At 62.0% G+C, this 16,169-nt stretch carries 19 protein-coding genes and 2 tRNA genes; 4 read left to right on the top strand and 17 right to left on the bottom strand.

The window, feature by feature from the left end:
• The first annotated feature begins 86 nt into the window (after positions 1-86).
• Together ABEB22_RS08395 and ABEB22_RS08390 are read left to right on the top strand one after the other, a co-directional pair.
• On the top strand, positions 87-1,010 hold the full coding sequence (locus ABEB22_RS08395; protein ID WP_350938743.1) for a LysR substrate-binding domain-containing protein: 924 nt from the start codon (positions 87-89) through the stop codon (positions 1,008-1,010).
• Positions 1,011-1,348: 338 nt separating this feature from the next.
• Complete coding sequence (locus tag ABEB22_RS08390; protein WP_406870053.1) at positions 1,349-2,638, top strand: MFS transporter; 1,290 nt, start codon at positions 1,349-1,351, stop codon at positions 2,636-2,638.
• A 202-nt stretch (positions 2,639-2,840) separates the two neighbouring features.
• Here ABEB22_RS08390 and ABEB22_RS08385 read toward each other — a convergent pair.
• The 17 genes from ABEB22_RS08385 to ABEB22_RS08305 form a co-directional block, all read right to left on the bottom strand.
• Positions 2,841-2,916, bottom strand: a tRNA-Phe gene (locus tag ABEB22_RS08385).
• Between the two features lie 160 nt (positions 2,917-3,076).
• On the bottom strand, positions 3,077-3,256 hold the full coding sequence (locus ABEB22_RS08380; protein ID WP_339113333.1) for a DNA gyrase inhibitor YacG: 180 nt from the start codon (positions 3,254-3,256) through the stop codon (positions 3,077-3,079).
• Positions 3,253-4,296 (bottom strand): ribonuclease E/G, encoded by a 1,044-nt coding sequence (locus ABEB22_RS08375; RefSeq protein WP_350938754.1) that lies wholly within the window; start codon positions 4,294-4,296, stop codon positions 3,253-3,255. The genes ABEB22_RS08380 and ABEB22_RS08375 overlap by 4 nt, the downstream gene beginning before the upstream one ends.
• Positions 4,293-4,868: a Maf family protein gene (locus tag ABEB22_RS08370; RefSeq protein WP_339113335.1), complete on the bottom strand. Its 576-nt coding sequence runs from the start codon at positions 4,866-4,868 to the stop codon at positions 4,293-4,295. Before ABEB22_RS08370 ends, ABEB22_RS08375 begins: the two co-directional genes overlap by 4 nt.
• 4 nt (positions 4,869-4,872) lie before the next feature.
• Positions 4,873-5,091: a translation initiation factor IF-1 gene (infA, locus tag ABEB22_RS08365; protein WP_036636451.1), complete on the bottom strand. Its 219-nt coding sequence runs from the start codon at positions 5,089-5,091 to the stop codon at positions 4,873-4,875.
• 86 nt (positions 5,092-5,177) lie between these two features.
• Positions 5,178-6,083: a carbon-nitrogen hydrolase family protein gene (locus tag ABEB22_RS08360; protein WP_339114423.1), complete on the bottom strand. Its 906-nt coding sequence runs from the start codon at positions 6,081-6,083 to the stop codon at positions 5,178-5,180.
• Positions 6,084-6,088: 5 nt separating this feature from the next.
• On the bottom strand, positions 6,089-6,670 hold the full coding sequence (locus ABEB22_RS08355) for a GNAT family N-acetyltransferase (protein ID WP_406870052.1): 582 nt from the start codon (positions 6,668-6,670) through the stop codon (positions 6,089-6,091).
• Positions 6,670-7,077, bottom strand: coding sequence for a ketosteroid isomerase-related protein (locus tag ABEB22_RS08350; protein WP_406870051.1), 408 nt, complete (start codon positions 7,075-7,077; stop codon positions 6,670-6,672). The genes ABEB22_RS08355 and ABEB22_RS08350 overlap by 1 nt, the downstream gene beginning before the upstream one ends.
• A gap of 22 nt (positions 7,078-7,099) precedes the next feature.
• On the bottom strand, positions 7,100-7,558 hold the full coding sequence (locus ABEB22_RS08345) for a low molecular weight phosphatase family protein (protein ID WP_339113338.1): 459 nt from the start codon (positions 7,556-7,558) through the stop codon (positions 7,100-7,102).
• Complete coding sequence (locus tag ABEB22_RS08340; RefSeq protein WP_339113339.1) at positions 7,558-8,037, bottom strand: UPF0262 family protein; 480 nt, start codon at positions 8,035-8,037, stop codon at positions 7,558-7,560. Before ABEB22_RS08340 ends, ABEB22_RS08345 begins: the two co-directional genes overlap by 1 nt.
• 124 nt (positions 8,038-8,161) lie before the next feature.
• Positions 8,162-9,463 carry a histidinol dehydrogenase gene (hisD, locus tag ABEB22_RS08335; RefSeq protein WP_350938765.1) on the bottom strand — a complete coding sequence of 434 codons (1,302 nt, stop codon included), beginning with the start codon at positions 9,461-9,463 and terminating at the stop codon, positions 8,162-8,164.
• A 55-nt stretch (positions 9,464-9,518) separates the two neighbouring features.
• Positions 9,519-10,766, bottom strand: coding sequence for an organoarsenical effux MFS transporter ArsJ (arsJ, locus tag ABEB22_RS08330; RefSeq protein WP_406870050.1), 1,248 nt, complete (start codon positions 10,764-10,766; stop codon positions 9,519-9,521).
• The gene (locus tag ABEB22_RS08325; RefSeq protein WP_406870049.1) at positions 10,763-11,761 is read right to left on the bottom strand and encodes an ArsJ-associated glyceraldehyde-3-phosphate dehydrogenase; all 999 of its coding nucleotides are present in this window, start codon (positions 11,759-11,761) and stop codon (positions 10,763-10,765) included. Before ABEB22_RS08325 ends, arsJ begins: the two co-directional genes overlap by 4 nt.
• Position 11,762: 1 nt before the next feature.
• Positions 11,763-12,581, bottom strand: coding sequence for a helix-turn-helix domain-containing protein (locus tag ABEB22_RS08320; protein ID WP_406870048.1), 819 nt, complete (start codon positions 12,579-12,581; stop codon positions 11,763-11,765).
• A 125-nt stretch (positions 12,582-12,706) separates the two neighbouring features.
• Positions 12,707-13,183, bottom strand: coding sequence for a DUF2948 family protein (locus ABEB22_RS08315; protein WP_350938773.1), 477 nt, complete (start codon positions 13,181-13,183; stop codon positions 12,707-12,709).
• A 63-nt stretch (positions 13,184-13,246) separates the two neighbouring features.
• The gene (murA, locus tag ABEB22_RS08310; RefSeq protein WP_350938775.1) at positions 13,247-14,515 is read right to left on the bottom strand and encodes a UDP-N-acetylglucosamine 1-carboxyvinyltransferase; all 1,269 of its coding nucleotides are present in this window, start codon (positions 14,513-14,515) and stop codon (positions 13,247-13,249) included.
• Entirely contained in the window at positions 14,515-14,724 is a 210-nt protein-coding gene (locus ABEB22_RS08305) for a hypothetical protein (protein WP_339113346.1), read from the bottom strand. The genes murA and ABEB22_RS08305 overlap by 1 nt, the downstream gene beginning before the upstream one ends.
• Positions 14,725-14,861: 137 nt before the next feature.
• Here ABEB22_RS08305 and ABEB22_RS08300 point away from each other — a divergent pair.
• Together ABEB22_RS08300 and ABEB22_RS08295 are read left to right on the top strand one after the other, a co-directional pair.
• A tRNA-Thr gene (locus ABEB22_RS08300) sits at positions 14,862-14,936 on the top strand.
• Positions 14,937-15,147: 211 nt separating this feature from the next.
• Entirely contained in the window at positions 15,148-16,089 is a 942-nt protein-coding gene (locus ABEB22_RS08295) for a LysR substrate-binding domain-containing protein (RefSeq protein ID WP_350935169.1), read from the top strand.
• Positions 16,090-16,169 lie beyond the last annotated feature (80 nt).

Here is a 16,169-nt window from a genome sequence, read left to right as displayed (position 1 = left end):
TTTGGGTCGCCCCGAAGGCGCGGCTTTTTCATGCCCGCTTCCGCGCCCTCTTTACACAGGCAGGGATTTGGCACAGTCCTTTGCGCATGACATTGCGCGAACTCCAGTATCTGGTCGAACTTGCCCGCCTGCGGAACTTCCGCCGCGCGGCAGAGGTCTGCAATGTCAGTCAGCCGACGCTCTCGACCCAGTTGCGCAAGCTGGAGGAAAGTCTGGGCGTGCAATTGGTCGAGCGGAGCAAACAGCAGGTTCTTCTGACCCCCGTCGGCGAGGAAATCGTGGCGCGCGCGCAGAAGATGCTGGATGAGGCGCGCGACATCCGCGCCATTGCCGAGCGCAACCGTGCCCCCGATACCGGCCGCCTGCGTCTGGGTGCCTTCCCCACGCTTGGTCCCTATATCCTGCCGGCCCTCCTTCCCGAGATCGCGCGCGGCTTCCCGAACCTGCAATTGCAGCTTTTCGAGGAGAAGAGCGAGACCCTGCTGGGCCTTTTGCGCAGCGGTGATCTGGATGCGGCGCTTCTGGCGCTGCCGATCGAGGATCCGACCCTGCAGACCACCCCCCTCTTCGAGGAACCGTTTCTTCTGGCCGTGCCGCGGGGCCATCGTCTGGCCAGCAGCGGACCACTACATCTGGCCGATCTGGGCGCCGAAGAGATGATGCTTCTGGAGGACGGGCATTGCCTGCGCGATCAGGCGGTGAGCATCTGCAACCGCTGGGGCCTCGACGAGATCGAGGGCTTCCGCGCCACCAGCCTCGAGACATTGCGGCAGATGGTGGCCGCGGGCATGGGAATTACCCTGCTGCCACAGCTGGCAACCGAGGGCCCGATGGCCCAAAGCACCAGCATGAGCCTGATCCCTCTGGCTGACACGCCGACCCCCGGACGGCAGATCGGCATGGTCTGGCGGCGCAGCTCCTACATGGTCCCACTTCTGCGTCAGATCGCCAGAATCACTGCGCAAACGGCCAAGGCACGGCTCGGGGCAAACCGCTCGACCGCCGCCTGAACGCCCAACGGTTCATCATATTACTTCGTAGAAACGAACTATTTTCCTCTCGGCCCAACGTAGATCTGGCCAGAAACATCGGGCACTATTCCAATAAATAAGCATGCATATAGCATCTATGCATAATATTCCCGCAAAAATAGCGATCTATGCAAAAACTGACAGACATAATGTCGCAGATGGGGGTTATTTACTATTATGCACACATCAGGTCGACTATGGTCGTTTTAATGTCGCTTATGATCATTTTGCAGGGAGAAGCAAAGCTGCTGGAGGGCTGATCTAGGCACATAAGGGAGATAAACAGTAACAAAATCCGGTTTTGACCGGCAAGCATAGTGACCTCGACACCAGATATATCAAACACTCCCGCCAATCCTTCCTCTCCTCATTCCAAGACTGAACGCTTAGGTTTCTTCGATAAAATCGGCCTGCCCAGCACCCTAAAATGGGGCTTCCTCGGGCTACTGGTATTCATGATCGGCGATGGCGTCGAACTCGGATATCTGGCCCCGTATCTTGAAGGCAAGGGCCTTGGCCAAGGCCAGGTCGCACTCCTCTTCACCGTCTACGGGATCACCGTTGCCATTTCCTCATGGCTCTCGGGCCCGATGAGCCAGGTCTATGGCCCCCGCAAGGTCATGTGGGCGGGCCTCGCGATCTGGGGGGTGCTGGAAGTGGCCTTCCTGACCCTCGGTATCTCTACCCTCAACTATCCGCTGATGCTGGTGACCTATGCGCTGCGTGGTTTCGGCTATCCGCTCTTCGCCTATGGTTTCCTTGTGTGGATCGCCGCTGCCACCCCCGCCAAGCGCCTTGGCATGGCCGCCAGCTGGTTCTGGTTCGCCTATGCCGCAGGTCTGCCGACGCTTGGCTCGCTGACAGCCTCCATCGCGATCCCTGCGATCGGAACGATGGGGACACTCTGGCTTTCGCTGGTTCTGGTGGTCGTGGGCGGCGCGCTATCGCTGATGGCCATGGCCAAGACCAAAGGCGGCGAACCGCTGACCAAAACCGCCGAAAGCCCCTTTGCCGCGATGGGTCGCTCGATCTCGATCATGTGGCGTGAGCCGATCTCGACAGTCGGCGGGCTGGTGCGCACGGTAAATACCTCGTCGCAATACGCCTTCTTCATCGTCATGCCGGGCTTCTTCATGACCACCATCGGCTTCTCGCTCGAGGAATGGCTACGCCTCCTGACGATCATGTTCCTCGGCAATCTGGTCGGCAATCTGGCCTCGGGCTATATCGGCAAGAAGATCGGGCTGCGCAACACCATCGCCCTGATGGGCGCCATCGGCACCTCGTTGGGTATTCTCGCGGTCTTCTATGTGCCGCAAATGGCACCGGGCAATTTCGCCATCGCCTCGCTGGTTGCCATCTTCTACGGGATCATGCTCGGCGGCTATGTGCCTCTCTCGGCTCTGATGCCGATGGTGCTGCCGCATGACAAGGCGGGTGCGCTGGCGGTTGTCAGCCTCGGTGCCGGTGCTGCCACATGGGTCGGTCCGATCGTGGTCGCGGCCATGCGCCCGCTCTTCGGTCTGGAAGGTGTGATGTGGGCCTTCGTGGTGCTCTATCTGCTCAGCGGCGCGCTGATCATGCTGGTGCGCGAACCCAAGGTCTGACGCCCCCAACCTCTTCCGCAAAAGGCCCGCTTCGCCACGCGCGATGCGGGCCTTTTTCATGGCATAAGACATCCGGTGGGCGACGGCCGGACCAACATGGAAAACCGCCAAGCCATAGCGGCAGAGCGGCAGAGCGGCAGAGCGGCAGAGCGGATACATCTGTCATTCGACAGAGAAGGCAACCAATTATAAAAGAGATAAATGGTGCCCGGAGGCGGATTTGAACCACCGACACGCGGATTTTCAATCCGCTGCTCTACCAACTGAGCTATCCGGGCACTTTCAGCTTCGAGCGGTGCTCTCTGCTTCGGTAGGGCGGTGTTTAGAGAAGCTCGGCAGCGGTGTCCAGAGGGAATTTGAAGTTTTTTCAACTTTCCTTCCCACACCCTGATTTTTCCCGAATTTCCCTATCTTTTCAGACCAGTGAGGGCCTCTGGATCAATGAGGTTTCTGGTCTGGTGCCCAATCTTCGGGGGCACGTTCCTCTTCCTCGGCGATGTCGCCCGGAATCACATAAGAGCCGTTGAGCCATTTCGCCAAATCAACGTCGGCGCAGCGTTTGGAGCAGAAAGGCCGGAATTTCGGATCGGTTTCCTTACCGCAAACGGGACAGCTCATGCTGCCCCCTTTCCGACCAGCGCCTCCAGCGAGACGCGGTCGCGCTTGCGTTGCAGCTCGTAATTTCCAAGCGGCGTCCAGCCCGCAAGCGAGGCCTCCGCCTCGCCCTTGAACGCGGTCTTCATCTGCTGCTCGAGCGGCTGGCGATCGCGCTTGGGCATGGGCGCGAAATCGACAACGATCTGCCCGCCAAGCCCACGCAGACGCAATTGACGCGGCAGCTCGCGGGCGGCGGCGATATTGGCCTTCAGGCTGGCCGCAGGCGACGTATCATTGCCGGTATTCACATCCACCGCGATCAGCGCACGCGTTGGCTCGATCATCATATGGGCACCGTTAGGCAGGTCCACACGGGCGCGCATGAGCGCATCCAGCTGGTCCAGCACACCATGCTCCTCGAAATCGCCCTCGATCACTTCATCGGGCGCGGGCTCTGCCCAATCGCGCCACGCCTCCTCATGCGGATCCGGCACATCGACCAGCAGTTCGGGCTCGCCCGAGAGGTCATTCATGACCGCCTCGGCGAGCTCGCGCATGGCATTGATATCCTCGGCCAGCTCGCCATCCTCAGCCAGCGGCGCGGCAGAACGCAGGATCAGCCCCATATCGGAGCCATCCATCACCACATCGGCCAGAGATTTCAGCCCCTCGCGCACATCTTCCTCACGGATACGCCGCGAGATATTGATGCCGGGCGCACCGGGCGTCACGATGCAGTAGCGCGATTTGAACAGCACCCGTAGCGAGACCGGAACGGCCTTGCCTGCCTCGGTGCCGCCGGTGACCATGCAGATCACATTCTGGCCGGGCGCGAGGCCTTTGACCTCGCGCAGGAAGCCGCGCTGACCGTCGGGCAGATCGAGGAAGACCCCGCCCTGCCCCTTCATCTGGCGGCCCACCTTGGCGCGCAGGATCGCACCGGGGGCAAGCGGCTGCACATCGGAGGCGTCGATCAGCAGATCCTCGAGCTGTCCGTCCACCATGAGAGCGGCAGCTTCCAGTTCCTTGTAACTGCCCAGAATGATAGTACGACCCTTCATACGGCCTCCTTGGCGGTCACGCCCGCCGATGTCAGTAGGGTTGCGGTCTCGGCCAAAGGCAGGCCGACGACGCCGGTATAGGACCCCTGGATCCACGGGACAAACGCCCCGCCCAGACCCTGAATGGCATAACCGCCAGCTTTGCCCTGCCACTCACCCGAGGCGAGATAGGCGTTCACATCTTCATTGGACAGCGGGCGGAATTTCACCACCGTATCGACCAGCCGCTCGCGGATACCGAAGGCACCGCGCACGGCAACAGCCGTCAGCACATGGTGACGGCGGCCTGACAGCATAAAGAGGAATTCAGCGGCCTCGGCAGCATCTTCGGGTTTACCCAGAATGCGGCGGCCACAGGTGACGGTGGTATCGGCACAGAGAATAACCTCATCCGCCGCAAGATCCAGCGCCATGGCTTTCTCGCGGGCCATCCGCGCGACATAGTCACGGGGACGCTCTGCCTTACGGGGGGTCTCGTCGATATCGGGTGCCCGCACGGCGTCGGGCACCAGACCTAGCTGGTCCAGTAGCTCGCGTCGCCTCGGGCTCGCGGAGCCTAGGATCAGTTTCATAGGCTTACTTGAAGCGGTAGTTGATGCGACCCTTCGAAAGGTCGTAAGTGTTCATTTCGACTTGAACTTTGTCGCCGGCGAGAACGCGGATGCGGTTCTTGCGCATCTTCCCTGCCATATGTGCGATGATTTCATGGCCGTTTTCTAGCTCGACCCGAAACGTCGCATTTGGCAGGAGTTCCTTCACGACGCCGGGGAATTCGAGCATTTCTTCCTTGGCCATGGTCACTCCATAATTGCGTAAAGGCGCAGAAACGCGCCATCGTGGCGCTTAAATGCGCCTGCTTGCCTTAAAATTCAAGCGTTATGTCAGCCCTGCGGGACAGATTCGCGCACAATCGCAACCGTTTGAGCCTGATCCAGGCTCTCGGGCCAATGCTGGAAGAGCAAAACCCCGCCATCATGGCGCGATTGCCGCACCTGCTCCAGATCGACCTGCGCATAGACCCAGCCCGGAGAATCAAGCGCGCCCTCGGCAATCACCCCCGTTTCGGGCCAGCCGGTATCGGGCGGGCCGAAGACACCAGCCGCCCCGCGGTTCTCGTCAATCGCGGGGCACCAGTCAGCGGGGCCCACGGTGGGCGATTGCACGGTGACGCACTGGTTTTCCAGCGCCCGCCCCTGCGCCCCGATCCGGACCCGCGAATAGCCTGCGAGCGTATCGGTGCAGGACGGGACGAGGATCATCTCGGCACCCTTCTCGCATAGCGCACGCGCCAGAAGCGGGAATTCGCTATCATAGCAGATGGTGATGCCGATCCGCCCCAGAGCGGTATCGAACACCTGCAACCCCTCGCCCGCGCCGATATGCCAGTCCTCCCGCTCGAACCGCGTCATTACGGCCTTGTCCTGATGGCCGATCAGTCCGTTGGGGCCAACCAGTGTAGCGCGGTTGGTGCGGATATCGGCGCCATTATGCGTCTCGATCACCGGCCCCGAGGGCGCGAGGATATGCACACGGTGACGGAAGGCCAGATCGACAAACAGCGTCTCCATCTCGGGGCGGTAGCGCGCCACGACCTGAAGCGCCGCCTCCAGATCGCGCGCGGCCTCGGCCCCGCCCAAGGAGGCCAGCTCCATCGCGCCATATTCGGGAAAGACCAGAAGCTGGGCCCCCTCGGCCACGGCCTCCTCGACCCAGCGGGTCAGCTTGTCCTCATAGGCATCCCAGCTGTCATGCCAATCGAGCGGATAGGCCGCCGTAGCGATTTGGATCTTGCTCATAGGGCACACCCCCAGAATTGTAATTGTTTCACCGTTTCAGCAGTCTCGCCCAGATCCGTCCAGCGGAAATCGGCGATCACACCCGGCATCGGCCGATAGCCGCGTTTATGCCAGAACCCGTCGAGCGGGCGGTAGCCTGCGGGCTTCAAAGGATGGTTACCCTGGCGGATCACCGAACAGAAGGCGCTATATGCGCGCCCAAGTTTGCGCGCATGGGCTTCGCGCGCGTCGAAAAAGGCATGCCCCAGACCCTGCCCGCGATACTCCGGCAACAGGACCGATTCCGCGCAGTAAAAGACATCCTCCAGCGCCAGTCCCGTTGCCGCAAAAGGCACCGCGAAATCCTCGGCATGGTCTTCCAGCGGCGTGCCGGTGGCCGCCCCGACAAGGCGCGTGCCATCAAAGGCCCCCACAACGACTGCATCCCCGGAAAGGCGATAGCTCTCCAGATAGCGCCGCTCATAGTCCAGCGAGCCGTCATAGATATAGGGCCAGTCACGGAATACGCGGATGCGCAGCGCCGCCACATTGTCAAGGGCGGCATCGAGCGCCGCCCCCGTCAATACGCTCACCTCCATCAGGAGACCTGCTTGATCCAGTCGGAGAGGTTATAATAGGTGGTCACCCGCGCGATCTTGCCATCCTTGAGGTCGAAGAACGTGCCGGCGGGCAGACGGTAGCTCTGGCCCCGCGCCTCGGGCAGGCCCTCGTCGGTTTTCAGATAGGTGCCGTTCACGACAAACTCCGCCGCCGCCCGCGTGCCCGCGTCATTGGCCATGACACAGATATCGGTCAGCGTTTCGCGGTAGCAACGCGTCATATGGGCATTGAACTCGCGGAAGGCCTCGGCTCCACGGCGGATAGTACCCTCGTTGACGTGATGCTCGAAATCATCCGCCAGCAGGGCCTCCATTCCGTCGGTATCACCGGCGTTGAAGGCATCGTAATAGGTTTTCAGGGTCTCAATAGCCTCGAGGCGTGACATGGGTTCTTCCTGTTGGATAGTGTTATTCTAGGTCCAGCGGCGGCCCGAAACGGGCAATCATCCGCTCGCGGATCTGGTCGCGGGTCTGGCGATAGGCGGCCAACTTGGCCTCGCGCCCCTCACCAATGCCAGTGGGGTCCATCACCGGCCAGTATTCGATATCAAGATGGTAGAAGCGCGTCAGTTCCAGCGCCTGCCGCTGGCTGGCCGGAGATAGCGCGACAATAAGATCGAATGTCGAGATATCATCGCCCCATTCCTGCATGTCCTCGAAGCTGCGCACACGGTGACGCTCCAGATCGACACCCAGTTCATGCATCACCGTGATCGTGAAACCGTCGATATCCAGTTCGGATTTCACACCCGCCGACTGCACATAGACATCGGGACCGTAGAAACGCTTCATCATCCCTTCGGCCATCGGGGACCGCGTGGCGTTATAATCGCAACAGAAGAGCACCGACTGCGGCAGATCCGTCATTATTTCACCGGCGACAGGACGCAGACGAGAGTGAAAAGCCGCCTTGCGGTCGCTAGATCCAGCTCGGCCTTGCCCTCCAGACGTTCCTCGAGAATGCGCGCGCCCTCGTTATGGATCCCGCGCCGCGCCATATCGATGGCCTCGATCTGGCTGGGCGGCATGTTTTTCACTGCCTCGAAATAGCTCTCGCAGATCTGGAAGTAATCTTTGATCACCTGCCGGAACGGACCGAAGGACAGGTGAAACTCGGCCAGCGGCTCGTCGGCGTCGTTGCGGGTGTCAAACACCAACCGCCCGTCACGCACCGCCAGAAACAGATGGAACGGCCCCTCATATCCGGGCGCCTCGCCCTTGCCCGGCAAGGTGAAGTGATTATCCTCGAGAAGATCGAAAATCGCGACGCGACGTTCCTGTTCGATCTCCGCGCTCGGGGCGGGCAGACCGGAATCATCGACTTCAAGCTTTGCGATATGGGCCATGGCACTCTTCTCCCTCGGGCCGACAAGGCGTCGTCGGAGAAGGCTAGACGGTGTCTCGTCCCTGCGCAACCGCGTCCCGCGACAGAGGCGGGCGCGATTGCGACCTATGGTTATTTATTGGCCGTTACCTGTTAAGGGCATCCAGACGCGCGCGGACAGAAAGCCCATGCGCTTCAAGGCTTTCCGATTTGGCGAGTGTCTCCGCCCCCGGACCGATCCGGCGCAGCGCTTCGGGGGTCATCATCGACAGCGTGGTGCGCTTGACGAAATCGAAGACCGACAGCCCCGAAGAGAAACGCGCCGAGCGCGCGGTGGGCAGAACATGGTTCGGCCCGCCGATGTAATCGCCAATCGCCTCGGGCGTCCAGGCCCCCATGAAGATCGCGCCCGCATGGGTGATCTCCTGCGCCAGAGCCTCGGGGTCATCTACGCACAGTTCGAGGTGTTCGGGCGCTACGCGGTTCGACAGCTCTGCCGCTTCGGCCAGATCGCGGGTGATGACCACCGCGCCGAAATCCCGCCAGCTCGCCCCTGCGATCTCGCGGCGCTCCAGCGTCTCGAGGCGTTTTTCCACCGCCGCAACGACCCTGTTGGCAAAGCCCTCATCGGGGGTGATCAGGATCGATTGTGCCGAGGCGTCATGTTCAGCCTGCGACAGCAGATCGAGCGCGATCCAGTCGGGGTCATTCTGGCCATCGGCAATCACGAGGATTTCCGAGGGACCGGCGATCATATCGATCCCCACCTTGCCGAACACACGACGCTTGGCGGCGGCCACAAAGGCATTGCCCGGACCGGTGATCTTATCCACGGGGTGGATGGTATCCGTGCCATAGGCCAAGGCCGCAACCGCTTGCGCGCCGCCGATACGGTAGATCTCGTCCACGCCCGCAATCTGGCAGGCCAGCAGAACCAGCGGGTTCACCTTACCATCGGGCGTGGGGCAGACCACCACCAGACGCCCGACACCCGCCACTTTGGCAGGGATCGCATTCATCAGCACCGAGGACGGATAGCTGGCCAGCCCGCCCGGCACATAGAGACCCGCCGCCGAGACCGGTGTGAAACGCCAGCCGAGCTTCGCGCCGCTTTCCTCTTCCCACATCGCATTGGGCGGCATCTGGCGGGCGTGATAGACGCGAATGCGTTCGGCGGCCAGTTCCAGCGCCTCGCGCTCGACATCCGGCACACGGGCGATTTCGGCCTCGATCTCGGCTTCGGAAAACCGCATGCTGTCGGGCGTCAGCTCGAGCCGGTCGAATTTCGCGGTCAACTCCAGCACCGCCGCATCGCCCCGCGCGCGCACATCGGCGATGATCTGGCCCACCGCCGCATCCACATCGGGGCTATCCTCGCGTTTCATGCCCATCAGTGCGGTGAAACGGGTCTCGAAATCGGCAGCGGTCGTGGTCAGGAAATGCGGCATCGGAGTCTCCATAAGTCAGATCGGGGATAGTCCAGCCGCCGCCTGTGGGCAAGCACTACTGCGCAGACAAACGCCCCGCCATGACCGCCGAGAGGCCCACCATCACCGTTGCCACCCCCAGCATCAGGGCCAGCCCACCCAGCTGGTAACTCAGCCCCGAGGCCAACGTTCCCAGAAGCCGCCCGCCCGCATTGGCCATATAGTAGAACCCCACATCCATCGTGACGCGCTCGGATTTGGTGAAGGCGAGGATCAGATAGGAATGCAGCGAGGAATTCACCGCAAAGACCGCGCCAAAGACCAGCAGCCCGATGACCAGCGCCACGGTCAGCCCCTGCCCGCCCAAGCCCAGCGCGGCAATGGTCAGCCCCGCAGGTATCACACAAAGCCCCCAGGCCCAAAGTTTCGCATCCGCCACCAGCTCCTCTGGCGCGCGGGTCTTGGCCCGCAGGATCTTTGGCGCAAGTCCCTGCACCAGCCCGTAGAGGATGACCCAGCCCGCCATGAAGCCACCGATCAGAAAGAAGGCCGCGCGGTCGCCCGCCTCGGTACCATCCGAGAACACGGCGGTAAAATAGATCGGGATGCCCACCACAAACCATACATCGCGCGCGCCAAACAGGAACACCCGTGCCGCCGAGAGCCGGTTCACATTGGCCGATTTCGAGAACACTTCCGAGAATTTCGTACCCTTTCGCCCTTGCGGCAGCCCTTTGGGCATGGCGATCGCGATGGCCACCAAAATCACCGCCAGCACCAGCGCCATGGCAACGATCGACCCCGTAAAGCCCAGCAGCGCCAGAAGCCCCGCCCCGAGGAGGAAGCCCACACCTTTCACCGCGTTCTTGGACCCTGTCAGCACAGCCACCCAGGCAAAGAGCCCGCCTTGCGCCGAAGGTGCCAACAGCTTGACTGCGGATTTGGACGACATCTTCGCCAGATCCTTGGCCACGCCCGAAGCGCCCTGCACCGCCATCACATAGATCACCGAGGCCGTGACACCCCAATCGGGATCAAGCCCCGTCAGCGCCAGAAGCGCCACCACCTGCAGTCCGAGCCCCGCATAAAGCGTAGAGGCCAGCCCGAAACGTGCCGCGATCCAGCCCGCGCAAAGATTGGTGACCATCCCCGCCACCTCGTAAAGGAGGAACAGATAGGCAAGCTGCACCGGCGAGAACCCGAGGCCGTGGAAATGCAGCAGCACCAGCATCCGCAAGGCCCCGTCGCTCAGCATGAAGGCCCAATAGGCCGCCGTCACCGCGATATAGGCGGAAAGCCCTTCCCTCATGCGCGAAGCAGTCATAGCGACTGCCCGACCATCAGCGCCACATCCACCAGCCGGTGCGCATAGCCATATTCATTGTCATACCACGCATAGATCTTCACCTGCGTGCCATCGACCACCATGGTCGAGGGCGCATCAATGATCGAGGAGCGCTTGTCATTGACGTAATCGGCCGAGACCAAGGGCCGCGTCTCGTAGCCCAGTATCCCCTTCAGCTCGCCTTGCGAGGCCGCTTCGAGGAGGGCATTCACCTCGTCCACGCTGGTCTCTCGCTCGACCTCGAAGACGCAATCGGTCAGCGACCCGTTGAGCAAAGGCACCCTGACCGCATGGCCGTTCAAACGCCCCTTCAACTCGGGATAGATCAGCGTGATAGCCGTGGCCGAACCCGTGGTGGTGGGGATCAGCGAATTGAGCGCCGAGCGCGCGCGCCGCAGGTCCTTGGCGGGGCGGTCCACGATGGTCTGGGTATTGGTCACGTTATGCAACGTGGTGATCGCGCCATGCCTGATCCCCAGCCCCTCATGGATCACCTTCACCACGGGTGCGAGGCAATTGGTCGTGCAACTGGCTGCCGTCACGATATGATGGCGCGCGGGATCGTAGCTGTCGTTATTCACACCATAGACGATATTGGCGGTCGGCCCATCCTTGACCGGCGCGGAGACAACCACCTTTTTCGCGCCAGCGGCGAAATAGGGTGCCAGATCGGCGTCCGTCTTGAACTTGCCGGTGCAGTCGATGACCACATCCACACCATCCAACGGCAGATCCGCGAGTGATTTTGTCCCGATAAAGGGCAGCCTGACACCATCGATGGTCACCGATGTCCCGTCATGGCGGAAACTGGCATTCCACCGCCCGTGCACCGTGTCGAATTCCAGCAGATGCGCCTGCATCTCGGGGCTGCCCACCGCATCATTGATCCATGCGATCTCGGCCCCTGCGGCCAGAAGCGGCTGCAAGGCGAGTTTTCCCATCCGGCCAAGGCCGTTCAGCGCGTAAGTGACCATTTCAGTTCTCTCCATAACGGGCGATATCATCGACGGCGGACTGAAGCGCCCTGCGATCGAGTGTCTCGAAGGGAAGCGCTGCGAAGGCTTCGATACGGTTCCGCAATGCGCCATAGGCCGCGCGGAAGGCCAGTGCCGCTTCAGCGGGGGTGCGGGCGCGGGCCGCCTCGATAACCGGATCGGGCACCCCCCAATGGCCGCTGACCGGATGACCGGGCAAGGCGGGACATTCCTCGTTGGCGGCCCTGTCACAGACAGTAAAGACGAAATCGAAGGGCGGCTCCGAGGCGAGCGACCCGAAATCCTTGGAATAGAGGCCGCTCGTGCCATGCTGCTGGCCCTCCAGAAGCGCAAGCGCCTGCGGGTTGGGGCCGGAGGCCGGATGCGTGCCTGCGGAATGGACCTCGAACCTGTCACCGCTCAGCGCGCGTAACAATGCCTCGGCCATCAGCGAGCGCGCTGAATTCCCGGTGCAGACAAACAGCACGCGGAACCTGCGGGGAGTGGTGGAGGCAGGGGCCGGCAGACAGTCCGACACCCTGCCCCGACAGCAGTCATCGAGCAGAAACCCGAAGGTCTCCCGCACCGCCCCCATCTCGATACTATAGAGAAGCGACGTTCCGACGCGCTCTTTGCCCAACAGCCCCACCTGCATGAGAGCGGCCAGATAGGCCGAGAGCGTACTGGGCTTCAGCCCCAATATCTGAGCGATCTCGCCTGCAGGTAGCCGGTCGGGATAGCGCCGCATCAAGAGCCGGAACAGCGCAAGGCGCTGCGGGTGACCAAGTACGGCGAGGGTTTCTGCAACTTCTTTTTCCATATTTCGCGGATATACGAAATATGGGGATTCGCCTTATGAAATTTTCATGACACAAAAAACGCCCTGCCGGAGCAGAGCGTCACAAAAGCCGGAGCGACGCGCCGGAATGACCTTTGCAGAGGGAATTACTCGCGATGCGAGGGCACCTTGCCCGAGACCGCCCGATAGGGTTTGGTCACATCACGCAGATCGACGGCCAGGGCTTCGACCGAAAGCGCGATCGCCCCATCCCCCGCCAGCGTCAGCACCAGCTCGCCCGCACCATCGGCGGCAGGCGTCCAGACGAGATCGAGGATCGACAGGACCATATCCTTTTCCGACCGGTCCACCCCCTGCGAGCGCACCGACAGAACCTCCGACACCACCAGAAGCGATTGCACGCGCTCATAGGGACGGCCCTCGGCCTCGGCGGCCTCGCGATCTTCCCAGCGGAAGCGGTTGACCAGAAGCGCCAGCTTGCGGCGGGCACGGTCGAAACGGATTTCGGTCACCGGCAGCACACAATCCTGCACCAGCGCCGAGATCACCGGCAGATCCTCGGCCGTCTCGGCCCGCAGGCTCAGCGCCTGCTCTGCCCCATCCTCGAATCTTGCATCTGCCATGATCGCCTCCGTAACACTGTGCTGGCGGTAAGGTAGACGGGCGCCACCGCCCGTCCAGAGGAGTTATTCGGACACGCGCTCGATATCGGCGCCCACGGCCTTCAGCTTGCGCACCAAACGCTCGTAACCGCGATCAAGGTGATAGACGCGGTTCACCACTGTCTCGCCCTCGGCAGCCAGACCCGCGAGAATCAGCGAGACCGAGGCGCGCAGATCGGTCGCCATCACCGGCGCCCCCTTCAGCTTTTTCACACCATGCACGGTGGCATGACCGCCATGGACCTCGATATTGGCGCCCATCCGCACCAGTTCGGGCGCATGCATGAAGCGGTTCTCGAAGATTTTCTCCTCCAGCACCGAAGTGCCCTCGGCGGTGCACAGAAGCGCCATCATCTGCGCCTGAAGGTCGGTCGGGAAGCCCGGATAGGGCTCGGTGACCACATCCACCGCATTGACGATATCGCCACGACGTTTGACCTTGAGGCCGTCCTTGGTCTCCTCGACATGGATACCCGCCGCATCGAGCTTCTCGCAGAAGGACTCGACCAGTGCGATCTTGCCGCCCAGCAGCTCGACCTCGCCACCGCAGATCGCGGGGGCCAGCATATAGGTGCCCAGCTCGATCCGGTCGGTGACCACGGGATGGGTCGCGCCATGCAGACGGTCCACGCCCTGGATCTCGATGGTCGAGGTGCCATCACCCGAGATCTGCGCGCCCATCGCCCGCAAACAATCGGCCAGATCGACAATCTCCGGCTCGCGGGCCGCGTTCTTCAGCACCGAGGTGCCTTTGGCCAGCGACGCCGCCATCAGGAAGTTCTCGGTCGCGCCCACGGAGGCAAAGCGCATCTCGTGCACCGCGCCCTTCAGGCGGCCACCGGCAACCTTGGCATGCAGATAGCCCTCTTTCAGCTCGATCTCCGCCCCGAGCGCAGTCAGCGCATCGATATGGATATCCATCGGGCGCGCGCCGATCGCACAGCCACCCGGCAGCGACACAACCGCATGGCCCAGACGCGCCAGAAGCGGGCCGAGCACGAGGTTCGAGGCCCGCATCTTGCGCACGATGTCGTAATCCGCCACCGGATTGATCACGCCATGGCACGCCGAGGCCAGAACCTTGCCGTCCTGGAGCTGGGTCACTTCCGCCCCGAGGCTGGCCAGAAGATCGGTCATGGTGCGGATGTCGGACAGGCGCGGCGCGTTGGTCAGCGTCAGCGGCTCCTCCGACAGGAGTGTCGCGGGCATCAGGGCCAGACAGGCGTTCTTGGCGCCCGCGATTGGGATCTGCCCCGAAAGCGGCCCCTTGCCGCGCACGATAATGCGGTCCATCAGCTGTCCTTCTCGTTCTGCTCGTCCAGTGGCGGCGCGTCGTGAGACCCTGCACCATCTGTCTGTGTTTCTATAGGGTCGGCCTTGCGACCGCGTGCCTGCGCCTTACGGCGTTGAAGATTCGCGCGCAAGGCCGCGCGCAGGCGATCTTCGCGTGCCGATCTGTGGTCTTTCGACCCATTCTGGGGGTTCTTCGGATCATGTGCCATGGGCCTTCTGTAGCGTCAGGAAAAAAATCTGTCGAGATATGTCATTTTTTCTCTTGCGCCCTGCGGCGAGCTCCTCTAAATCCCCGCTCACGGTCGAAGGGCGGCACTGAAAAGCACCGCACCGGACGACAAAAGATGCTGCCGTAGCTCAGGGGTAGAGCACTCCCTTGGTAAGGGAGAGGTCGAGAGTTCAAATCTCTCCGGCAGCACCACTAAAGCCACCTCACAGAAACCGATTTGAGCGAGTATAGCTGTGCTCATCCGTTTCCGGAGCGGATCTTTTCCACATCTCCAATCCCCTGCAAATTCCGGCGTCCTTAGGATTTCCGTCATGGAACAGCGCCTGCGCGGAGGCGCGCATTGTGTTTTGTGCCGCGATGGTAACAATGTCCGTCGTGAGGAATTTCGAGGGGGCAAAAAGCGATGGGGCTGCATCGGGGGGTCAAGCTGCGCCATGTGCGGGCATTTCTGGATGTGATCGACCAAGGCTCGATTTCGGCGGCCGCGCGCGGTCAGGGCATTTCACAGCCTGCACTGTCGAAGACATTGGCCGAGCTGGAGGCGATGCTGGAGGTGGAGCTTCTGTCGCGCGAGGGCCGCAGCGTGGGCCTGACGCCCGCAGGCCGCGCCTTCCGCCGTCACGCCCTGCAAGCGCTGCAGCAGCTGGACACCGCCGTGGTGGCGGCCCAGGGAGGCACCTCTTCGGATATGCTCAATGTGGGCCTTCTGCCCACCGTATCGGGCGGCATCTTCCCCCGTGCCGCACTCGAATTTGCCAAGGATCATCCGGGGCTCCGGATGTCGATGCTGACAGGACCGCACGGGTTCCTGCTGGGCCAGCTGCGCGACGGGCGGATCGATCTCATGGTAGGCCGGATGCCTGCACCCGAAGACATGCCGGGATTGCGTTTCGATTTCCTCTATCACGAGGAAATCGTGCTGGTGGGGCGCGCAGGCCACCCGCTGGCGGGCGCAAGCGGCGCACAGGTGCTGCAACAGGCAGAGCTGATCCTGCCCACGCAGAAATCCATCATCCGGTCTACAGTGGACCGCTTCCTGCTGTCGGCGGGAATCACCGAACCGAAGATGCGCTTCGAGACGGTTTCTCTGGCACCCGGTCTGGGGCTGGTCGAATCCTCGGATCTCTTGTGGTTCATCTCGCGCGGCGTGGTGCGCCGCGAGATTGAAAGCGGCACGCTGGAGGTAATAGATCTGGGAGCGCCCTTCCTTGCGGGATCGGTCGGGCTGACCATGAAGCAAAGCACTGCGGACAGGTTCGAGATTGGCGGGCTGGCCGAGGCTTTGCGTCACCAGATCATGCTGTCGGGGCTGGAGCTGCCGCGCGAAAGACAGCTTGAACCATAACCCCCTTGTTATATTTCCCTCCGTGCTTTGTATTGGCCCCACACGCGGGCTTATGAAAAAACAACGCTCGGAGGACTATT

The organism is Thioclava sp. 'Guangxiensis' (assembly GCF_045348365.1).
In the GTDB taxonomy this organism is placed as follows: domain Bacteria; phylum Pseudomonadota; class Alphaproteobacteria; order Rhodobacterales; family Rhodobacteraceae; genus Thioclava; species Thioclava kandeliae.
Note: the sequence above shows the minus strand (reverse complement) of the source record. Positions and strands in the feature narration are given on the sequence as shown.

Bases quoted from the DNA above. Each gene is read 5' to 3' on its own strand.
- ABEB22_RS08375 (WP_350938754.1), bottom strand. From the start codon at position 4,296: ATGAAGGGTCGTACTATCATTCTGGGCAGTTACAAGGAACTGGAAGCT.
- murA (WP_350938775.1), bottom strand. From the start codon at position 14,515: ATGGACCGCATTATCGTGCGCGGCAAGGGGCCGCTTTCGGGGCAGATC.
- ABEB22_RS08320 (WP_406870048.1), bottom strand. From the start codon at position 12,581: ATGGAAAAAGAAGTTGCAGAAACCCTCGCCGTACTTGGTCACCCGCAG.
- ABEB22_RS08315 (WP_350938773.1), bottom strand. From the start codon at position 13,183: ATGGCAGATGCAAGATTCGAGGATGGGGCAGAGCAGGCGCTGAGCCTG.
- ABEB22_RS08355 (WP_406870052.1), bottom strand. From the start codon at position 6,670: ATGGAGGTGAGCGTATTGACGGGGGCGGCGCTCGATGCCGCCCTTGAC.
- hisD (WP_350938765.1), bottom strand. From the start codon at position 9,463: ATGCCGCATTTCCTGACCACGACCGCTGCCGATTTCGAGACCCGTTTC.
- ABEB22_RS08380 (WP_339113333.1), bottom strand. From the start codon at position 3,256: ATGAGCTGTCCCGTTTGCGGTAAGGAAACCGATCCGAAATTCCGGCCT.
- ABEB22_RS08370 (WP_339113335.1), bottom strand. From the start codon at position 4,868: ATGAAACTGATCCTAGGCTCCGCGAGCCCGAGGCGACGCGAGCTACTG.
- ABEB22_RS08295 (WP_350935169.1), top strand. From the start codon at position 15,148: ATGGGGCTGCATCGGGGGGTCAAGCTGCGCCATGTGCGGGCATTTCTG.
- ABEB22_RS08395 (WP_350938743.1), top strand. From the start codon at position 87: ATGACATTGCGCGAACTCCAGTATCTGGTCGAACTTGCCCGCCTGCGG.
- ABEB22_RS08345 (WP_339113338.1), bottom strand. From the start codon at position 7,558: ATGACGGATCTGCCGCAGTCGGTGCTCTTCTGTTGCGATTATAACGCC.
- infA (WP_036636451.1), bottom strand. From the start codon at position 5,091: ATGGCCAAGGAAGAAATGCTCGAATTCCCCGGCGTCGTGAAGGAACTC.
- arsJ (WP_406870050.1), bottom strand. From the start codon at position 10,766: ATGACTGCTTCGCGCATGAGGGAAGGGCTTTCCGCCTATATCGCGGTG.
- ABEB22_RS08350 (WP_406870051.1), bottom strand. From the start codon at position 7,077: ATGTCACGCCTCGAGGCTATTGAGACCCTGAAAACCTATTACGATGCC.
- ABEB22_RS08340 (WP_339113339.1), bottom strand. From the start codon at position 8,037: ATGGCCCATATCGCAAAGCTTGAAGTCGATGATTCCGGTCTGCCCGCC.
- ABEB22_RS08325 (WP_406870049.1), bottom strand. From the start codon at position 11,761: ATGGTCACTTACGCGCTGAACGGCCTTGGCCGGATGGGAAAACTCGCC.
- ABEB22_RS08305 (WP_339113346.1), bottom strand. From the start codon at position 14,724: ATGGCACATGATCCGAAGAACCCCCAGAATGGGTCGAAAGACCACAGA.